The sequence below is a fragment of the Reticulibacter mediterranei genome (assembly GCF_016587455.1).
The window spans coordinates 257,606-273,827 of the sequence record NZ_BNJK01000003.1 but is presented as its reverse complement, the minus strand read 5'-3'; the positions used below and the strand labels follow the sequence as shown (position 1 = coordinate 273,827).

At 53.4% G+C, this 16,222-nt stretch carries 17 protein-coding genes; 1 reads left to right on the top strand and 16 read right to left on the bottom strand.

All coding sequences use genetic code 11. The annotated features are described in order from the left end of the window. Positions 1-3: 3 nt before the first annotated feature. The 15 genes from K3T83_RS54055 to K3T83_RS53985 form a co-directional block, all read right to left on the bottom strand. Positions 4-666: a cysteine peptidase family C39 domain-containing protein gene (locus K3T83_RS54055; protein ID WP_220211426.1), complete on the bottom strand. Its 663-nt coding sequence runs from the start codon at positions 664-666 to the stop codon at positions 4-6. Positions 667-1,030: 364 nt separating this feature from the next. Then, positions 1,031-2,184 (bottom strand): IS3 family transposase gene (locus K3T83_RS54050; RefSeq protein ID WP_236065350.1). Its coding sequence is split into 2 segments (ribosomal slippage): positions 1,031-1,915 and positions 1,918-2,184, totalling 1,152 coding nucleotides; the frame shifts between segments, so codons are not numbered across the junction. A 97-nt stretch (positions 2,185-2,281) separates the two neighbouring features. Then, positions 2,282-3,409, bottom strand: coding sequence for a sigma-70 family RNA polymerase sigma factor (locus K3T83_RS54045; protein WP_220211425.1), 1,128 nt, complete (start codon positions 3,407-3,409; stop codon positions 2,282-2,284). A 1-nt stretch (position 3,410) separates the two neighbouring features. Further along, the gene (locus tag K3T83_RS54040; RefSeq protein ID WP_220211424.1) at positions 3,411-4,214 is read right to left on the bottom strand and encodes a hypothetical protein; all 804 of its coding nucleotides are present in this window, start codon (positions 4,212-4,214) and stop codon (positions 3,411-3,413) included. Between the two features lie 291 nt (positions 4,215-4,505). Further along, positions 4,506-5,216, bottom strand: a complete 711-nt coding sequence (locus tag K3T83_RS54035) for a YjbE family putative metal transport protein (RefSeq protein ID WP_220211423.1) — start codon at positions 5,214-5,216, stop codon at positions 4,506-4,508. Between the two features lie 17 nt (positions 5,217-5,233). After that, a complete protein-coding gene (locus K3T83_RS54030; RefSeq protein ID WP_220211422.1) occupies positions 5,234-5,497 on the bottom strand; it encodes a hypothetical protein in 264 nt (87 codons plus the stop codon). 189 nt (positions 5,498-5,686) lie between these two features. Further along, on the bottom strand, positions 5,687-5,983 hold the full coding sequence (locus K3T83_RS54025; RefSeq protein WP_220211421.1) for a hypothetical protein: 297 nt from the start codon (positions 5,981-5,983) through the stop codon (positions 5,687-5,689). Between the two features lie 191 nt (positions 5,984-6,174). Then, positions 6,175-6,732 (bottom strand): nucleotide exchange factor GrpE, encoded by a 558-nt coding sequence (locus K3T83_RS54020; RefSeq protein WP_220211420.1) that lies wholly within the window; start codon positions 6,730-6,732, stop codon positions 6,175-6,177. 141 nt (positions 6,733-6,873) lie between these two features. After that, positions 6,874-8,115: a baseplate J/gp47 family protein gene (locus K3T83_RS54015; protein ID WP_220211419.1), complete on the bottom strand. Its 1,242-nt coding sequence runs from the start codon at positions 8,113-8,115 to the stop codon at positions 6,874-6,876. Positions 8,116-8,277: 162 nt separating this feature from the next. Continuing rightward, entirely contained in the window at positions 8,278-8,517 is a 240-nt protein-coding gene (locus tag K3T83_RS54010) for a hypothetical protein (RefSeq protein WP_220211418.1), read from the bottom strand. A gap of 11 nt (positions 8,518-8,528) precedes the next feature. Continuing rightward, positions 8,529-9,470 (bottom strand): baseplate J/gp47 family protein, encoded by a 942-nt coding sequence (locus K3T83_RS54005; protein WP_220211417.1) that lies wholly within the window; start codon positions 9,468-9,470, stop codon positions 8,529-8,531. 128 nt (positions 9,471-9,598) lie between these two features. Beyond that, positions 9,599-10,780 carry a hypothetical protein gene (locus tag K3T83_RS54000; protein WP_220211416.1) on the bottom strand — a complete coding sequence of 394 codons (1,182 nt, stop codon included), beginning with the start codon at positions 10,778-10,780 and terminating at the stop codon, positions 9,599-9,601. Continuing rightward, positions 10,777-11,223 (bottom strand): response regulator transcription factor, encoded by a 447-nt coding sequence (locus K3T83_RS53995; RefSeq protein WP_220211415.1) that lies wholly within the window; start codon positions 11,221-11,223, stop codon positions 10,777-10,779. The genes K3T83_RS54000 and K3T83_RS53995 overlap by 4 nt, the downstream gene beginning before the upstream one ends. A 244-nt stretch (positions 11,224-11,467) precedes the next feature. After that, positions 11,468-11,707, bottom strand: coding sequence for a hypothetical protein (locus tag K3T83_RS53990; RefSeq protein WP_220211414.1), 240 nt, complete (start codon positions 11,705-11,707; stop codon positions 11,468-11,470). Between the two features lie 24 nt (positions 11,708-11,731). After that, positions 11,732-12,517: a glucosaminidase domain-containing protein gene (locus K3T83_RS53985; RefSeq protein ID WP_220211413.1), complete on the bottom strand. Its 786-nt coding sequence runs from the start codon at positions 12,515-12,517 to the stop codon at positions 11,732-11,734. Positions 12,518-12,608: 91 nt separating this feature from the next. Here K3T83_RS53985 and K3T83_RS53980 point away from each other — a divergent pair, with 91 nt between their 5' ends. Next, a complete protein-coding gene (locus tag K3T83_RS53980) occupies positions 12,609-12,815 on the top strand; it encodes a hypothetical protein (RefSeq protein WP_220211412.1) in 207 nt (68 codons plus the stop codon). 12 nt (positions 12,816-12,827) lie between these two features. Here K3T83_RS53980 and K3T83_RS53975 read toward each other — a convergent pair whose 3' ends face one another. After that, positions 12,828-16,199 carry a DNA translocase FtsK gene (locus K3T83_RS53975; RefSeq protein WP_220211411.1) on the bottom strand — a complete coding sequence of 1,124 codons (3,372 nt, stop codon included), beginning with the start codon at positions 16,197-16,199 and terminating at the stop codon, positions 12,828-12,830. Positions 16,200-16,222: the final 23 nt, after the last annotated feature.

The window sequence follows — 16,222 nt, the reverse complement described above, 5'->3', positions numbered from 1 at the left end:
CCCTTACGCAGCTGGCCATTGTAGCATGCTGCTTGTCTTTGGCAGACCACTTCCGTCAGGTTCGATCACGACCGCGAAGCCTGCCCAGCGGGCTAAAAAGGTGGCACGAGGCAGTGTGACGAAGTTATAGCTGGAGGAATCCGTCAGAAAGACAGACGTCTGATTTCCTCCACGTACCAGGAGAAAATGTCCCCCTTTCCACAGCTCCGGTGGCCAGTTCACAATGACCGGTGTGCCCAAATTTGCGATCTGTAAGACATCATTCAGCGAGGGATGGTCGAGGGGATGAGTAGTAAACCCGAACCGCTTCACGGTTTTTTCGATACTTTCTGCTCCGTTGAGCAGGCCGAGCCTCGGACTGATTTGCCTTTGGCGAATCTCCTCGTGAAGGATGTCCACGACCCTATAGGGACGTGCACCTTCTGGCAAAAACGCGTTGATATTTGCCGCTGTTGCTGCCGCAGAACACGCCGAACCGGCCCAGGTCCGCCACTCCTCGCACGGAGCAGATGTCGGACAATACTGCGCTGGGTCAAGCTGATTTAAACGGACAGGAACTTCAGGGGCAATACGATAGTGTGGCGGCGTCCCTGCTGGTTGTTGCTGGAGTGAGAGGACCGCCAATGGCAACAGGAAAAGAAGCAACGCAACGAATACAAGTACCATGCCCCCTCCTCCTCTCCTTTTGGGTATAGATGCAGGGTGGTGTTGAGGGGAAGAGACGTAATAGTAGTAGATGGGGGGAGGCTCAGGAGCAGTTGCTGGATACGCCGTTGCTTGCTGGTTAATGAAACCGCCTAGCGGGTAGACAGGGTAAGGACCAGGGGGGGACTGCCATGTTGAATCAGTCGAAACGAGTACGTTGCGGTCTGGATCGTAGTAGTACATAACACTTCTCTCAAACAAAAAGAACGTGTCTTCGTAGGGAAAATGAAGACACAACAGAGAATACACACAAGAAGCACTCTTCGTTGTTCGTGGAAGTCTCTACGCTTCCACGTGTTGATCTTCCCCGGCTTTCGTAGAGTCACTAAAGACAAGTCTGCTGCTCATAGGTAACAGGACTTATGTACCCTAAGGATGAATGGCGTCGTTGTCGGTTGTAGAAAACTTCGATCCACTCAAAGACGGATTGTTTGGCCTGTGCACGGCTCTGATAGGCTTGCCGATGCACACACTCGGTTTTGAGCGAGCTAAAGAAGCTCTCCATCATGGCGTTATCGTAGCAGTCACCCTTCTTGCTCATGCTCACCTGAATAGGAAATTGAGCCAGGACCGCTTGATAGGCCAGGCTGGTTGACTTCCTGCCTCGGTCAGAATGGTGCAGCAACTCCTCAAGAGGTTGGCGTCGGCCAAGCGCCATCCAGAGAGCCGTTTCCACCAGGCTCTCCTCCCGATGGCTTGCCATGGCCCACCCTACGACGAACCGTGAATAGACATTGAGAACTACTGCCAGGTACAGCCAGCCCTCAGCTGTCCATATCGCGGTAATATCGGTCAACCATTTCCGATTGGGAGCCGGTGCCGTGAAATCGCGCTGTAACAAATTGGGAGCCACAGGATCGTTGTGATGGCTATCAGTGGTACACACGCGACGTTGTTTGTGGACAGCCCGCAAGCCAGCTTGTCGCATCAGACGAGCAACGCGTTGCTTGGAACATCTGATCCCTTGCCCTTGCAGTTCAGCACGGACACGCGGACTGCCGTAGACTCCTCGGCCCATTTGGAATGCCTGAGCAATCTGTTCGGTCAGCTGCTCATTCTCCCTTTGGCGGTGGCTTGGCTCGCGCTTGCGCCAAGCGTAAAAGCCACTTTCGGATACGTCCAACACACGACACATCGTTTTCACCGGATACTCCTGATCATATTCTGCGACAAAAGCATATCGCTCTTTTACGTTTTTGAAAATACAATTAAAGCTTTTTTTAAGATATCACGCTCCTGTCGTGTCACCTCCAATTCGCGTTTGAGACGGCGCAGTTCCTCCTCCTGGATAGTCTGATGCCCACTGCCCGGAAAGGCTTCAGCCTCGTGAGTAGCGAGTTCTTTGCGCCACTGATGGATGGAGGTGTCCGAGATACCCAGTTCACGGGCTATTTGGGCAATCGGCTTGCCACTGGTTTGGGCCAGCCGCACAGCTTCCCGCTTGAATTCAGCCGTATAGGTCTTTTGCACTTTCTTCATTCGTGTTCACCTTCCTTTTGAAGGAGTATACCTCAAAGGTTTTCCTACTCCATGAATTCAGGGGAAGTTCATGTTCGTGTCTTGGAGCATGGTCGCTTTAGAGACGGAGATACTCCTGCAAGTCCCGCGCTTGAGCAAGGAGGCGAAGTTGCTGCAGGGCGCGAATCTCAATTTGGCGAACTCGTTCCCGTGACACCCCAAGCTCCTTGCCAACTGCGTCTAATGTTCGTACCCCTTGTCCATCCAGGCCAAAACGCAGCACAATGACGCGGGCAGCGCGAGGAGGGAGTTGTTGCAGCAGATCGTCGAGATGTTGGTGTAAGTCATTTGCCTCTACGTGCTCTTGGAGGGGAAGCATTGGGGCTTCAAGAAACTGACCAAGTTCTTGTTCTTCATCTGAGCGGAATGCTGGTGCATCAACGCTGTAGAGCGCTTGTGGAGCCTCAAGAAGCGTTTGAAGACGTTCAGGACTCAGCCCAAGTTGTTGGGCTTGCTCTTCAAGCGAGAGGCCTTCTGGGCTGGTTTTCAGAAGTTGTTGCAGGTCGCTCATCTGCTCTTGCATCCCAACGGGGAGCCGAATCATCCGTCCTTGTTCCTGGATGGCTCTGCTGATGGCTTGGCGAATCCACCAGGTGGCCATCGTGGAAAAACGATACCCGCGATGCACATCATATCTGTTACACGCCTCCAAGAGACCGAATGCACCTTCCTGAATCAAATCTAGAATAGTCAGCGCACAAGAGGAGCGGCGACGAGCGTATGATTTGGCAATGCGAATCACCAGACGGAGATTGGCGTGAAAAAACATCTGTTTCACCTGGAGATCTCCGCGAAGAAGGCGTTCGCCTAGAGTACGTTCCTCTTGAGCCGTGAGGAGTGGATAGCGTTCTACTTCTCGCAGGAAGGTGCCAAGAAGATCGACAGTCTCCTTGTCTGGAACAACATAGGCTTGCTTCTCTTCGCTTGCTTGTGGAAGGACGATTCTTTGAGATGGACGGTTTAGTTGATGAGATGGTGACGGGGTCCGAGGGCGCGAACGCCGAGTCAATCCAAGCTGTCGTGCCCAGGCTCGTACCGTGCTGTCGGCGACGTGATACTGCTGTGCCAGACGGCGAACAACGGCAGCGCTGCCATCATAGGAAGCGCGGAATAGCTGTTCAGTTTCAGTGCTCAATTGTCGTGGTGGACGACCTTCTACCACAGTGGTCTCAGCAGAGACACTCATATTAATCCTCCCTCTCATCAGGATCTTCTTGCGTAGCAAGCCAATACACGGGATGAGTCGAACTTGCCGACGGTACCGCATACGGTCGTTGTGGTGAGAGATTGTAGCGATCATAGGAAGGCAGATCGGGTCTGCTAGAGGAAGAGCGCACGATTGTTTGATGTGGGAACAATGGATCACCGTGTCTGCTGGAACGTCGCTGGCCAAGTTTACGTGGTTGAGTGACTGATTGTGGTCTGTCTTGTTGTTGCCATTGCAAGGCCAGGGCTTCCGCGCAGGCTCGTCCATTGCGCATGGCCTCGCGGAACAATTTCCGTTGCTTGCGACGGCTCCAGGGAGCGCCAGTCCTGTCACAGAAGTCGTTGGGAGCAGCGTACATGACATGCAGCGGATATTCCAGGCCCAACCCGTGATGCAGCCTGGCCTGGACGTATGCTACGCAGGTCAGAAACTCGCTATCGGTGGGCGGTTGTGGCAGGGGAGCAAGATTGTCCCAGAGAGCCTTCCAAATGTAGAGGCCATAAAGCACCCGCTGCTGCTCTGGAGTGAGTGGTGCACCACCTGGACCGCAGAGTTGTTCTGGTCGCAGGAATTGCACGTGTTCAGGCCTCAGGAGGCGTAACCCAAGGGAAGAGCGCATCGAGGCGCTTTGGGAGCGAAAGCCATCTGGGGCAATTTGCCGGTTATGTGGAAGAAATGAGGCTTGTTGTGTTCGGCCACGAGCAGCGGCCTGCTGGTGTTCTTTGGTAAAGGTTGCGGCTCGTTTGCGGCCAGCCTCACGCAATTGGGTGATGCGCCTGATCATGAGGCACCCTTTCTGCCCAGTGCAATTGGAATGGCGATAATGCAGGACGAGATTCGATAGAGAGAATATAACCATGAATATATATGCATTGAGGGAACAATAAGAAAAAAAGAGTAAAAAGTATTTTAGATGTGTAATATCTCAGAGTGAGTAGCTGCATATTTTGGAGTAAACAGGTGATCGGGGCAAAACGTGGAAACGGTGCTGAGAGGTGATCATTCTCCGTCATTGAGGGATTGGTTATGAGATGGAGAAAGCACGACGGCCAACACAACATTTTCTGCCATGTTCTCAGATATGTCCTGGACTCTGCTTATGATGGTCGCGCCAGCGCAAGTAAAGATCAGCGACAAGGATCAGCGCAAGAGCCACAGCGGGAAGAGCATAGTCGGTCCAGGGGAAACGATCCAGCACCGGGCCAAGCTTGATATCCTCCAGAAACATATGGGCTGCTGTCCAGCCAAGCACCAGACTGGCAAGGTCCAGCAACCAGGGGAGGCGTTCGATCAGCTCAGCAAGGAAGGCGCTGCTCACGAGCAAGAAGAGGATGCTGATCACCAGGCCCACTGCCAGAACCAGCAGCTCGCCAGCCGCCAGAGCACCCACCGCCAGCACATTATCCAAACTCATCGTGACATCGGCAACAAGAATCGTCAACAACGCCGGGAAGAACCCACGCTTGACCCAGCGCTCTCCCGTCTGCTTTTGCGGATCACTCTTGTCATCAGCCGCCGTATGGCGATCCATCAACAGACGAACGGCAATAATCATGAGCAGAGCGCCGCCAATGGCTTTGAGCAAGGGCAACTGCAACAGCAATGTTGCGATAATGGCAAACGCGATTCGCAAGACAATAGCACCACCTCCACCAAGCAAAATAGCGAGCCAACGCTGTTTCCGAGGCAATTTAGAGGCGGCTGCGCCAATGACCAGCGCATTATCACCACTGAGAATGAGATCGACCAGAATGATGCCCCCGAGAGGGCCGAGCCAAGACAACATGGCAGAGCCTTTCTTTTCTAGTATTCAAGAACAATAATCCCTGTCCCATTTTGGTGTAGAAGCAACTTCCAGGAACGATGATCGGGAAGAACGCCCTTTGGGCCATGTTGTTGGTGATGATCGCGCTCCCACAAAGTAAGAAGCGCGTTGACCATCAGTGGGTTGTGTCGTTCCATTTGCTGTATCTTTTCTCGTCCCTGGTTACTCCACGCTCCATAGAGGTGGGCTACTGCTGTATCGATGTTCCATGGCTCTGGCAGAGGGAGCTTGAAGATCTTCATAGGTCACCTTTTCTCCATGAGAAATTGTAGGGAGATGTTTGAACGAAGCGAGAGGATACTGACTGCCTGCTCTACATACGTCTAGCACTGCGGAGTACCAGGTAAACACGAGGACAGGAATACCCTTCTTATCGTTGCAAGCTGCGTTGGCGCGTCAATGCGACGCGCTGGTCTTCCGTCTCTGTGTCGTCAATGCCCTATGAGATCGATTTCATACCATTCAAAAGAACGCACAACTGGCAAATCAAAGCCAGGAACGTTTTCAACGGCGACGTGATACGGAAAAGGAGAGTGGAGATCAATATCGACGAGTGTCCCTGTGTGGAAGAGCAGATCGGGGCCATAATACGTCGTTATGATGTGTACCAGGCGGCCGACGATGAGAGCTGCTTGTCGGCGTGCTTTTTCATCAGAGGCGTTCATGACGAAAACATCAAGTTGGCGCGATGATTGTTCTACTGGTTGTTGGCTTTGCGAGGTTGGCATATGCTTTTTCCTTCTGACTGCACTGCTGAAGTGGGCAAAGGTGGGCCATATGAGGGAGAGAGTGAGAGCAAACAGCATGAGAGAAGACAATGAGACACTCCGGGCTGAGCTATCCCACCATCTCGATATTCACGCAAAAAAGTCGATAGATACATACCGCTGATGGAATAGCACGACCTGAGAACAGGCTATCATGGAGGTCCGGTGCTCGTGGAGACGAGCACTTGCGCAGGTCGTATGAGCCGTTCTGTGCCATCGGTGCTGCGGAACAGATAGCCATATTGGATGATTTTGAGGATGGTTCCCTCTGGTAGATCTGGCCGATACTCCACGGCGATAGCGTGAAACCGGTCTGGATGAAATGTGCGGTCTGGAGGCAGACCGATACGAATCATGCCAAGCGAGCGCAAGGATTGCGCAAATACGCTGGTGGCGAGGTACATGCCGCGCCGCCAGCTATCATCGCTTTCGCTGAGAACTTCAGGAACGATTTCAAAGGCTCTTGTCATATCGTCGATACCACTAAGCATTTTCGCACACGCTGCCATCATACCCTGTGTCTGTGCGGATGCGAGACGCTTCTCCGCACGCCGTTTGTATTCCTCAAACTCTCGTGTGACCCGATGGAGTTCCTCAAGCGCTGCCCGTGTTTTTGCCCGTTCAGCATCCAACTGCTGGTCAGACACCGAGGAGCGTTGAGGAATTTGGAGCTGAAAGGTATGGGGCCATCTCCACCTCAAAAATGGCATGAGTAATCTCCCTTCTGATGGACGCGTGCGTGTTACCTGTGCCAATTACCTGTTCCAACATCTGGAGCAGGCAACTGGTGCGTGCTTGGGATAAAGAGCAAGAGGTGGTGTAGCACCTCACGAGTGTGAGAACTGTTTCTTTTAAGAAGCGTTGTGGAGGTCTACCTGGATGGAGATCTGGCGGACATCTGTTGGAAGTGTTGTGCCAACGAGGCCGGAAATGCGAACTGTTCCCACTCCTGGTTGCTTCTCTAACAAGGTTTGTGCCTTGTGTTGCTCGGTTCCTGCAAGTTTCGAGATGAGTGATTGAAGAACTGCACGATCCAGTTGGTAGACAAACTGTCCACGGGTAGGCACTATCACGTCTACGATTCCCTGCTGGTTCAATGAGGTATGAATAGAACCCGTCGTCGGTGTTCCGATCAGTCTATACGGCAGGCCTGGCCCTTTCAACTGTTGTCGGGCGAGCTGTCGCGCGAGAGCACTGTTGAATGCTTGGGCCAGGCAGGAGACGGTGATCGTCATGGAGGTGTGTGTTCCCTGTTCTCCGGCGGCGGGATAAGCCTGGACCGAAGGCTGACAGGCCAGGCTGGCTTCAACAAGCTGATCTGGTGCGTGGACACGTGCGATCAGTGCTGACCGGGTTGCCATACTCTCCTGCCGGATCACTGGGGCCGCAGCGGTATCGATATCGTGCTGCGTGACGGTTGCAGCGGTTACTGCATCCTGACCACCCGAAAACGACTGATAATTCATCGCTGAAATGTGAGCTGCACAGCAGAGGACGTTATTGATTGCCCTGGCTGGAATATTCCCACGTGCCCCGGTCTGCACGGCTTGCGCCAAGACGGTGGCTTGCCCCATGATGCCATCATTGAGCGTGACTGGTGGCACGGTGACAGGGGCCAGCGTGATGATTTGGACCCCATTGCTGGCCGTGATCAGCGTGCCTGCTGTCAGGGTTGTGGCGGCTGTATTGGCATTAAAAAAGGTCATCACGCCACGCGCTTTTTGAGCTGGGATGTGAGTGCTTCCTGTGGCCGAAGTGGTCACCTGGCGAGGAGATGAGTGCATCGTGACCATGTGTGTCTGGAGTTGAGAGGTGTTGGGCATGGATGTTGTGGTCTGGAGTAATATATCTTCAGCGACTATCTGCTGCTGAGGGGTGACGGTGATCGTTGCGTGTACTGGTGGAATAGACCATACCACGCCAATACTCACAAGAGCCAGGATCAGTATGGCACACACAAACACGATCACGCGTGAAAGTGATTTTGGATGGTGGAGCCAGCGTTGTTTTTTTTGTTTCCCAAGCTGTTCAACGGGAACAGGGGATGGAAGCAGTGACTCCTTTTTTCTCATACGTGGTGCTGTAATGGCCATCTGTCGTTTTGCACTCCTGTGCGTGAGCGCATCGTTGCGCTCGTATGACATAACATTGTTCGACCTCTCTAAAATTCTTTCTTGTCTCTGGAACTCCTTTTAATCATACCATAAGAATGCCAAAGAGAAAAGTGTTTCTTTCGCGAGAAGAAACCGGCTCTGTTAGGGATAGGTAGGGACGAGGGTAATCTGATGTGGATTGGTGGGAAGCCAGAACCACAGATGCTCTATGGTGACCTGCTGGACGGTAGGAATATGAGTTGTAATCATCTGCCGCGCCTGATCCTGGGTCAGACCAGCAAGCTGGATACGCAAGATATCCCACTGCTGTTGACTGACGACAGCACGCCAGTATCCCCACACCTGAAGAGTAATGGTCAAGGACGCCTCGGCATGTGTCATTCGCCCTGTCGTCACCTGTATCTGAGTAAGGGTATAAGTGCTTCCTGGTTGCGTCTGCTGGCGAAAGAGAGAGAGCGCTTTCGTTTGCACGTCGTCGTGGTTATAGGCCTTCGCCTGACACGTTGCAGCGAGCGTGATGTGTGCGTGCTCTGTAATACTCCCCACTGGGGGAGCGTGTGTATCTGAGTCGTGCATTGGGCTGCTTCTGCAAACTGTTCTGGTTTTGTGAGTTGCTGTTGCAGGTCAGAACGAGCAAGTTGGAGGAGCTGATACTGTTGCTGCCCAACAGTATGATCAATATCTGATTGTTGTAGGATGCTTTCGGTGTCTTCATCGTGTCCACCGGTAAACGCTTGGAGATTTGTGACGGTCAGACCTGAACCGCAAGCAGGGCATGCTTGAGAGAGGCTTCCCGCAGCGATGTTTCCCTGTGTCCCGGCTTCCTCGCTGTGAGCAAGGGAGGTTATACTGCCAAGCGCTGGGGGAGCTGCCGCCGGAACGACAATCGTGGCATCAGTCACCACGTGAAGATGAGGGGTTAGTGCGAGAGAGAACCCTGCTGGAATCGTTTGGGAGACGCTGCTTTGGTTTAACCAGGTCAGCACCCCTTTCGCCTGTGTGGCAGGGTGATGCACGCGCTTGGTTGCCAACGCCGTGACAGTGCTTGTTTGAACAGCGGTCAGGTGTCGGAGCAGACTCTCTGTTGGGTGTTGTGGCCGTTCCAGGAGCGTGATCGTGATGGTGCGTTCTTGGGTCGATGTTGCGAGCGCGAGCCGCACCGTCGCAGTTGTCCCCCATCCGAGGTAGACCACAATACAGGTGAAGAGAAGTCCAATGGGAACGAGTACCCGTAACCAGTGGTAAGGGGATCTATAGGGTGTTGCTCCAAGAAGCTCTGCGGTCCCCTCAACATAGACAGTCAAGGTGCGTGAAGGGTGATGTTTCCGTTTCATGATACGACTCCTGTTTACAATGAAGCGCTTCCTTCTCTGCCCATTTCAATGGCTCTCGCCAAGCTTCCCGAAAGCCACTCAAATCGGAAGTGAGCAGGCCAGAGGGTGACCTGCTCAGGAAAGATGCACTAGCGAACGCGTTTTTTGACTGCCAGGAAGCACGAGGAGGCAGCGGCAAGTCCATAGCTGAGAATCCACAAGCTGAGGGTGAAAGGATGCGAGAACAATTGGTCGTAGGTGCGCTGGCTCGCAATGATCAGGGCAGTCGCACTCAACGTACTAAAAAGAATTTGGCTGGCCAGCATGTCGATATGTTTATAAAAGGGGGTGAGCTTCTGTGCTTCCTTCAGCAAGTGAGCGTCGAACGTCTGATCTTCCTGCGAGGAGAGCGTCTGTTTGGAGAAAAGGTGCCTGCGTGTGACCTCCCACCTTGATTTGAGAACAAAGCGGAGGTAGAACCCAATTTGCCCAATCCGAAGGTTGTGGACGTAATGTTTGAGCATGAGCGCAGACAGCGCGATGGGAAGCAGGAATCCGGTATGCCCATCGACCCCGGGCTGTAGACAGATGCCTAAAAAAGAGACGCCTCCAAAGAATCCGGCAAGAAAAAGGGTATCTTGCAGTTCGATCCGCTTCATAATTTCGCCAAAGAGCAATGCTCGCTCATCCTTCGTGTCATCTGGTGCAATGACGGTACTCGAAGGGCACTCATCAACAGTGGCCTGAGGTCGCTTTTCCAGCGCAAGCGACGGCAGGGGAACAAGTGCCAATCGCAGATCTTTGAGTGTCTGTATGACGACCGACCCGCCCGAGATGTGCTGGAGGTAGGTGCTCGGACAGATCTGTTCAATGCGTTCAAGCAGCAGAAAGCAGTGCAGGCGGGCCAGGATACAAGTCGCATACAGGACACCTGGAGAGGATACCTGCAGCGGAAGGGTGTTGATGACCTTTTTGATATCCTCTAGCGTATCGAGCAGGTCAGCACCTCCATCGAGATATCCGAGAACGCGGGCCGTAGGGGTGGTAAAAAACAGCTGGTCGAGCAGACCAGAAAAAACTGTGCGCACGTGAATGTAGGCGTGCAGCCACCGTTCTCCCTGCGCATGGGAGAACGTCTTTTGCCCGGTCATGGCAAAAAGCAATTCTTCTCCACAGATAGCTTGATGATCTGGAAGAGGCGGTTCTGTCTCGATCACCAGCTCACCCATCTTGGGTGCTGGCAGCAGATGGACCACAGGACAGCCTTGACAGTACAGGCCGCCGTCCCGCCATTCTAGGTGTGCATTTGTTGATACTGTCGGTGATGTCATAAGTACTCCTTTGGGATGTCAAGAGGTGGAGGATCGTGTGGAAGCTTTACGGTGATGATGCCAAGCTGGTCTGAAACCACCTGGATGATGTCACTGGGCCGAAACGGTTTGGTGATATAGAATGACGCGCCGGCGAGCCATCCGAGTAATCGGTCGATCTCTCCATTGCGGCGTGAGACGATGATACAAATGATAGAGGGCAGGTGTTCTTTGAGATAGCGAATCACTGCGTAGCCGTCCATGAGTGGCAACCCAAGATCAACGAGGGCAAGAACCGGGAGGGCTGAGACATCTTGTTGAAGTAACAAACGATTCAACAAGCGCAATGCTTCAATGCCATCGTGAAAAGCGTGAACAGTAAATCCTTCTCTTGTCAGACAACCTTGCAATATGGTACGGACAGTAGGGCTGTCATCGATGACCCAAATACTTTTGGGGAGCATAGTCTCTCTCCTACTTTGCTTGAGGAGAGTGTCACGCGTGTGTTACGATGATGCACAAGCAGGACTCTCTCCTGCCTGGCCAGGGTGGCGGTTGGCAATTCGTACCCTGGCCTTCACGACACGCCCTCCCGTCTGCTCCACGTGAGTCTCTTCATGCCGCGCAAGCGTTGTACTTTCGCAGGCAAGATGGAAGGTATGTCTGACGCTCTAAGAGGGAACAGTGGTCGTTCAAGTGGGACACCTCTTATTTGACCATGTCTATGATTGCAATCGTTTGGAAATCTTTATCGATCTCACGCGCAATCGCCGCCCGAATTGCTGGAGCCTCTTTGAGGTATGGTCTGACGGAGACGTGCCGGAGTGAGGACCGCATGCGCCTCCACCAGGAACGGAGTGATGGCCAAAGGATGACAATGGATTGGATGAGAAGCAGTGTTGGAAAGCCGACGAGACAAATGAGTAGAAGTTGCTGAAGATGGGGCATGTTGCAACTCCTTTTCATAGGGAGTTAGACGATAACTGTGCCGGTGCGCCAGGTGGAGACTGCATGTTTGATGGCGGCAATATAGGCCGCCTCATCATTATTGTCTGCGCTTGGCGCATAGCGCGGAATAATGGTGTCAACGGTTGTTCGCCCTGATCCTTTGTACACAGGGCCAGAAATGAGTTGATACCACTGCTCAAACCCATCCTCCCAACTGTACATCTGGGCATAGCCTCCCCGATCCTGATCAATGCAGGGACGATCTGGGATGCAGCGTTCGTTCCCTAGTGCGAGCGTAGATGTCGCCTCGCCCTGCGTGCCAAAGGAACTTTCATGCATGAAAAAAGCTAGTGCAAATACCGGATCGATGCCGTACTTCACCCCCAGGTCATAGAGTGTCTGCCCTTTCCCGACGGCAGGTGAGTGATACCTGTCCAGCACCTGATTGATGAACGTCGCCGTGATACTCGGTGGACCAAACAGGGTGTAGGGGGGAGTAGGCCGTGCCTGCTGAATGGGGGGGCGTGTCGCGGTGCTGTACCACTGGCCCAGCACACTTCCCACGACGATGAGAAGCAACAGACCAATGATGGCTGGCAGGAAACTACTTCTCGACGCTTGAGGCTGCTCACCCAGATCGTGTCGCGGAGCGTGATACGGCGGGACTACACCTTCGATGGGCAGGGGGGTATAGGTGTAGGGTACAGTGCTGGGTGGGGGGAGCAGCCGACGAATCTCTTTATTGACTTCCTGCTGGAATCGTGGATCTTGCAGGAGGTATGGCAGCATGTCTTCTTCGTCCAGGTACATTATGCCGCCTCCTGCCAACTATCTGACATAAAACGCCTCCTTCTGTCAAAACCGGACTGTGTTATAATACAGCTCAGGAGTTTATCTCTGTGTGCGCTTTTCCAGAGCCTCAGATACTCAGCGGAAAAGCGCACGTCTGTTCTGGGAAAAGCGTGGTGATCCTCCTTTCAACGTGGTTCAATTGTTGAGAAAAATGTGGTGCCTCGTGCTGCCGTGCGAACTCAGCTCGATGCGTGTCCTGGTACGCACAGATGGTGGACACGACGAGGTCAACCCCTTCTCCCTACCCGCATCGTAGGGAGAAGGGCGACTACACAGATGTTTCTTCAAGGGATAGTGTTGTTTCTGATAAGACAGCACCATCGTGCTGTTGGAAGACGAGAACCTGCCTGGGTCTTCCCCCTCTTTGAGTATCCCCAATGATGCCACGCTTATGGAGCCAGATCAGGATCGTGCCTGCTCGGGTCTGGCTCACACCAAACTCGATGCGGATCTCATCGCGCGTCACTGTGGGGCGCTGGCTCGTCCAGGCTTCGACAAATGGATACAATTGTTCGTTAGAAAGCTTGCTGAACACAAATGGTAGCTGCTTGCCGCGAAGAAATGCCTCAAGATGGGCGGCGAGCGGATCATCTGCTGCCGGTTGCTCCTCTGCCTGCTCCATTGGTGCAGGACTTGGAACAACGGGGAGATCCAGGAAGGACTGCTGGTGCATGTGAGTTGCATCGATGGGGGCAACGCCTTCCTCACCCGTGAGCGGCTGACAGGTGCGCCAGTACTCGACGAGCGCCTTGACCTCATCCTTCGTAATAAATGCAGCTTGGACACGCAATGACTTGTGCATGGGAGACTGGAAGATGGCATCTCCCCTCCCCTGGAGTTCTTCTGCACCGTTCTCGTCGAGAACGACGCGTGAGTCCACCGGTTTTGCAACGAGCAGAGCAAGTTTCGTGGGAATATTGGCTTTGATATTCCCTGTCACTACATCAACCGTCGGTCGTTGGGTAGCAAGAATCAGGTGGATACCTGCCGCTCGGCCAAGGGCAGCAATCTGGCAGATAGTCTCTTCTGGCGTTTTCTCCAGACCCTCTTCTTCGACCAATGTTTTTGCCTGGCTCATGAGTGCCGCGAGTTCATCCATAAACACGACAATGGATGGAAGATGTTCGATCGTCCGATCACCAGCCTTGAGCCGTTCCGCCCGTACGTGTCGATACTCTTGAATGTTGCTGACCTGGTACTTGGACAAGATGGAGTACCGACGATGCATTTCGCGTTCTATGTCCTGGAGCGCGAAAGCGGCTGCTCGTACGTCGGTCTGCACTTTCCCGCCGATGAGATGGGGAAGGTCACGATACAGCCCGAACTCAACCTGTTTCGGATCGATCATGACCAATTTCACGTCGTCAGGCGAGTAGTAGGCGAGCAAACTGGCTGCAATCACGTTTTCACAGACGGATTTTCCTCCACCAGTTGAGCCTGCAATCAAGAGGTGCGGTGTTGAAGAATCCTCCATATCCAGGTAGACAACATTGCCTGCAAGATCACGTCCAATGGCGATGACCAATCCGGACTTGAGATGCGCACGCTGGAACTCAGGGTCTTCCAGAATATCGCGGACAACCACCGTTGTCGGATACGGGTTAGGAATCTCGACGCCAACACACGCCTCTCCAGGGATCGGCTCAAGCATCCGAATGGTTTTTGCCTGTACGCGCGCCTGGATATCCTTCTTGAGTTTTGTGATCTCAGCAATTCTCGTTTCCTTCGTATAAATGATGGCACCAGAACGATCACGAGCGATATTGTCTCCATCCTTGAGAGGAAGGCCAGTCGGAAGAATACCAAAGCTGAGAATCTTCGCCCCTACTTTGATGTACTCTTCCAAGACGTCGGCATAGACTCTCTGTCCGTCCAGGAGGAGTTGAATTTTCTGAGCCATTGCCCGAACCTCGTCCCGGCTAATGGTCTGTTCTTTGGGGGCTGGCTGGAAAATGGTCGTGATGGACGGCAATTGCCAGCGAGAGAGTGTTCCTCCCGTTGCCTCCTGCAGGAGCCGGCGTCGCTCGATGATGGCCTGGAGCGCACCCTCGATATCCTGCTCATACCCGGCACGCTCCTCGTCCGAGAGCTTCTGAACCTCCTCCCATAAGAAAGCTGCCCGCTCGCTGCTCAGGAGATCCTTGTCAGAGAGGGCATTTTTTAAGCGGAGTTCCTGTGCCAGGTCCACGAAGGTGATGGGGAGATTGTCCTGGACAAGCAGCGTCTTTGGGGGCCGTTTGAGTGCTGTTTGCGTGAAATGCTGCGGCCCCGTGGCAGCAAGCGCAACGGCGTAGGCCATCAGCTGCCGACTAAAAGCCTTTCTGGCTGAGGATGATCCTTCCACTGCCCCCTCTTCCCTCTCCTGACCGTCCTCAGCCTCAGCTTTTTTTGGGTCATGCTCCTGGACAACTGGGAGTAACTGGCTTAAATCATCGAACAATAGCCCAGACGTATTGCGGCCACCGCTTTCCTCTTCGTGAAGCGATTTGTTGGGATGAAACAGCACTTCCATTCCTTGCCGAGTGGTCAGGTCCACAAGCATCCCTACCTGTTGAAGACGTTGGATGGCCAGTTCGCTGATCCCACAATAGTATTGGATGAATATTTGATCAGCCATGTCTGGAACCGTGTTAATGGCCCAGAGCTTGCACCGTCTCACGAGCGAGAGATCAAGCGCTTGTAGCACTTCAGCCGTCAGATAGATGGCATGCTTCTCTTCCGCCATAAGCTGCTCGATGCTCGTGCGCACTTGCGTGGCGATCTGGAGATCCCGGATCATACCAGGCCAAGCTCCATTGGGAATCCACTGATGCGCTTCAACAAAGGCAATACAGGCCAGGACGTCGCAGGATCGCAATCCTTCCAGAAGCCTGCTCAGAACCAGACCTGCCTGCTCAGGGGTATCAAAGGTGCTACAGTCAAGGACCACTTGCGCCCCGACTTGGAGCATTCTCGCACCGAACAGAGAAGCATTCTCCTCATTAAGGATGGCGTAGCGTGCTTTCTCATTGCCAGTGTGTCGTGCTTGGTAACGGTTGAGGAGTGTGAGACGATCTTCTCTCGCTTCTGCATGTCCAGCGAGCCATCCGTTGGTGAAGAAGGGAAGGAGAGAAGCATAGCTGGGATTCATAGTGACGATCAGCATAGGCTGCTGGAACTGCCCAAGCTGTTCAAGATAGAGCCGTGTGACACTCAGTCTTCGACGTGTCTGCGGCTTTTCAAGAATAAGCGTACTGTTGAGGGCTGAATCATACGGAAGCGGGCAGTTCCGTGCGAGTGCTAGCACGGGGCCACCGAGGTCAGGAGATGATCCCCCTCCCGTTGGCGAGGTGTAGTAGTGCTCATCAGAGGAATAAGCACTCGCTTGCGTCTGCCCTGGTGCTGGAAGAGCGTAGTGGTCACCCTCATTTTCTCCTCCAAAATGAGACTGATACCAAGCGAGTAACTGATCGTGGAACAGCGCAATGAGCAAACCAATTACGATGACGATGGCGATCCCAATAGCGACAACATTCTGACCGTTGGGGATGTGGAGGTTGTTGGCCAGGGTGAGAATTGTGCTCGCAAAGATGATGAGGGCGGCGATCAATATGATGCCGACGGTGAGTAGTTTGTTGTCATGTGGATCTTGTGGAAGCATGACATGCATCCTTTCCTTTGTCC

Excerpts from the sequence above, each read along its gene's own strand:
- K3T83_RS54055 (WP_220211426.1), bottom strand. The coding sequence starts at position 666 with ATGGTACTTGTATTCGTTGCGTTGCTTCTTTTCCTGTTGCCATTGGCG.
- K3T83_RS54045 (WP_220211425.1), bottom strand. The coding sequence starts at position 3,409 with ATGAGTGTCTCTGCTGAGACCACTGTGGTAGAAGGTCGTCCACCACGA.
- K3T83_RS54040 (WP_220211424.1), bottom strand. The coding sequence starts at position 4,214 with ATGATCAGGCGCATCACCCAATTGCGTGAGGCTGGCCGCAAACGAGCC.
- K3T83_RS54035 (WP_220211423.1), bottom strand. The coding sequence starts at position 5,216 with ATGTTGTCTTGGCTCGGCCCTCTCGGGGGCATCATTCTGGTCGATCTC.
- K3T83_RS54030 (WP_220211422.1), bottom strand. The coding sequence starts at position 5,497 with ATGAAGATCTTCAAGCTCCCTCTGCCAGAGCCATGGAACATCGATACA.
- K3T83_RS54025 (WP_220211421.1), bottom strand. The coding sequence starts at position 5,983 with ATGCCAACCTCGCAAAGCCAACAACCAGTAGAACAATCATCGCGCCAA.
- K3T83_RS54020 (WP_220211420.1), bottom strand. The coding sequence starts at position 6,732 with ATGCCATTTTTGAGGTGGAGATGGCCCCATACCTTTCAGCTCCAAATT.
- K3T83_RS54015 (WP_220211419.1), bottom strand. The coding sequence starts at position 8,115 with ATGGCCATTACAGCACCACGTATGAGAAAAAAGGAGTCACTGCTTCCA.
- K3T83_RS54010 (WP_220211418.1), bottom strand. The coding sequence starts at position 8,517 with ATGACACATGCCGAGGCGTCCTTGACCATTACTCTTCAGGTGTGGGGA.
- K3T83_RS54005 (WP_220211417.1), bottom strand. The coding sequence starts at position 9,470 with ATGAAACGGAAACATCACCCTTCACGCACCTTGACTGTCTATGTTGAG.
- K3T83_RS54000 (WP_220211416.1), bottom strand. The coding sequence starts at position 10,780 with ATGACATCACCGACAGTATCAACAAATGCACACCTAGAATGGCGGGAC.
- K3T83_RS53995 (WP_220211415.1), bottom strand. The coding sequence starts at position 11,223 with ATGCTCCCCAAAAGTATTTGGGTCATCGATGACAGCCCTACTGTCCGT.
- K3T83_RS53990 (WP_220211414.1), bottom strand. The coding sequence starts at position 11,707 with ATGCCCCATCTTCAGCAACTTCTACTCATTTGTCTCGTCGGCTTTCCA.
- K3T83_RS53985 (WP_220211413.1), bottom strand. The coding sequence starts at position 12,517 with ATGTACCTGGACGAAGAAGACATGCTGCCATACCTCCTGCAAGATCCA.
- K3T83_RS53975 (WP_220211411.1), bottom strand. The coding sequence starts at position 16,199 with ATGCTTCCACAAGATCCACATGACAACAAACTACTCACCGTCGGCATC.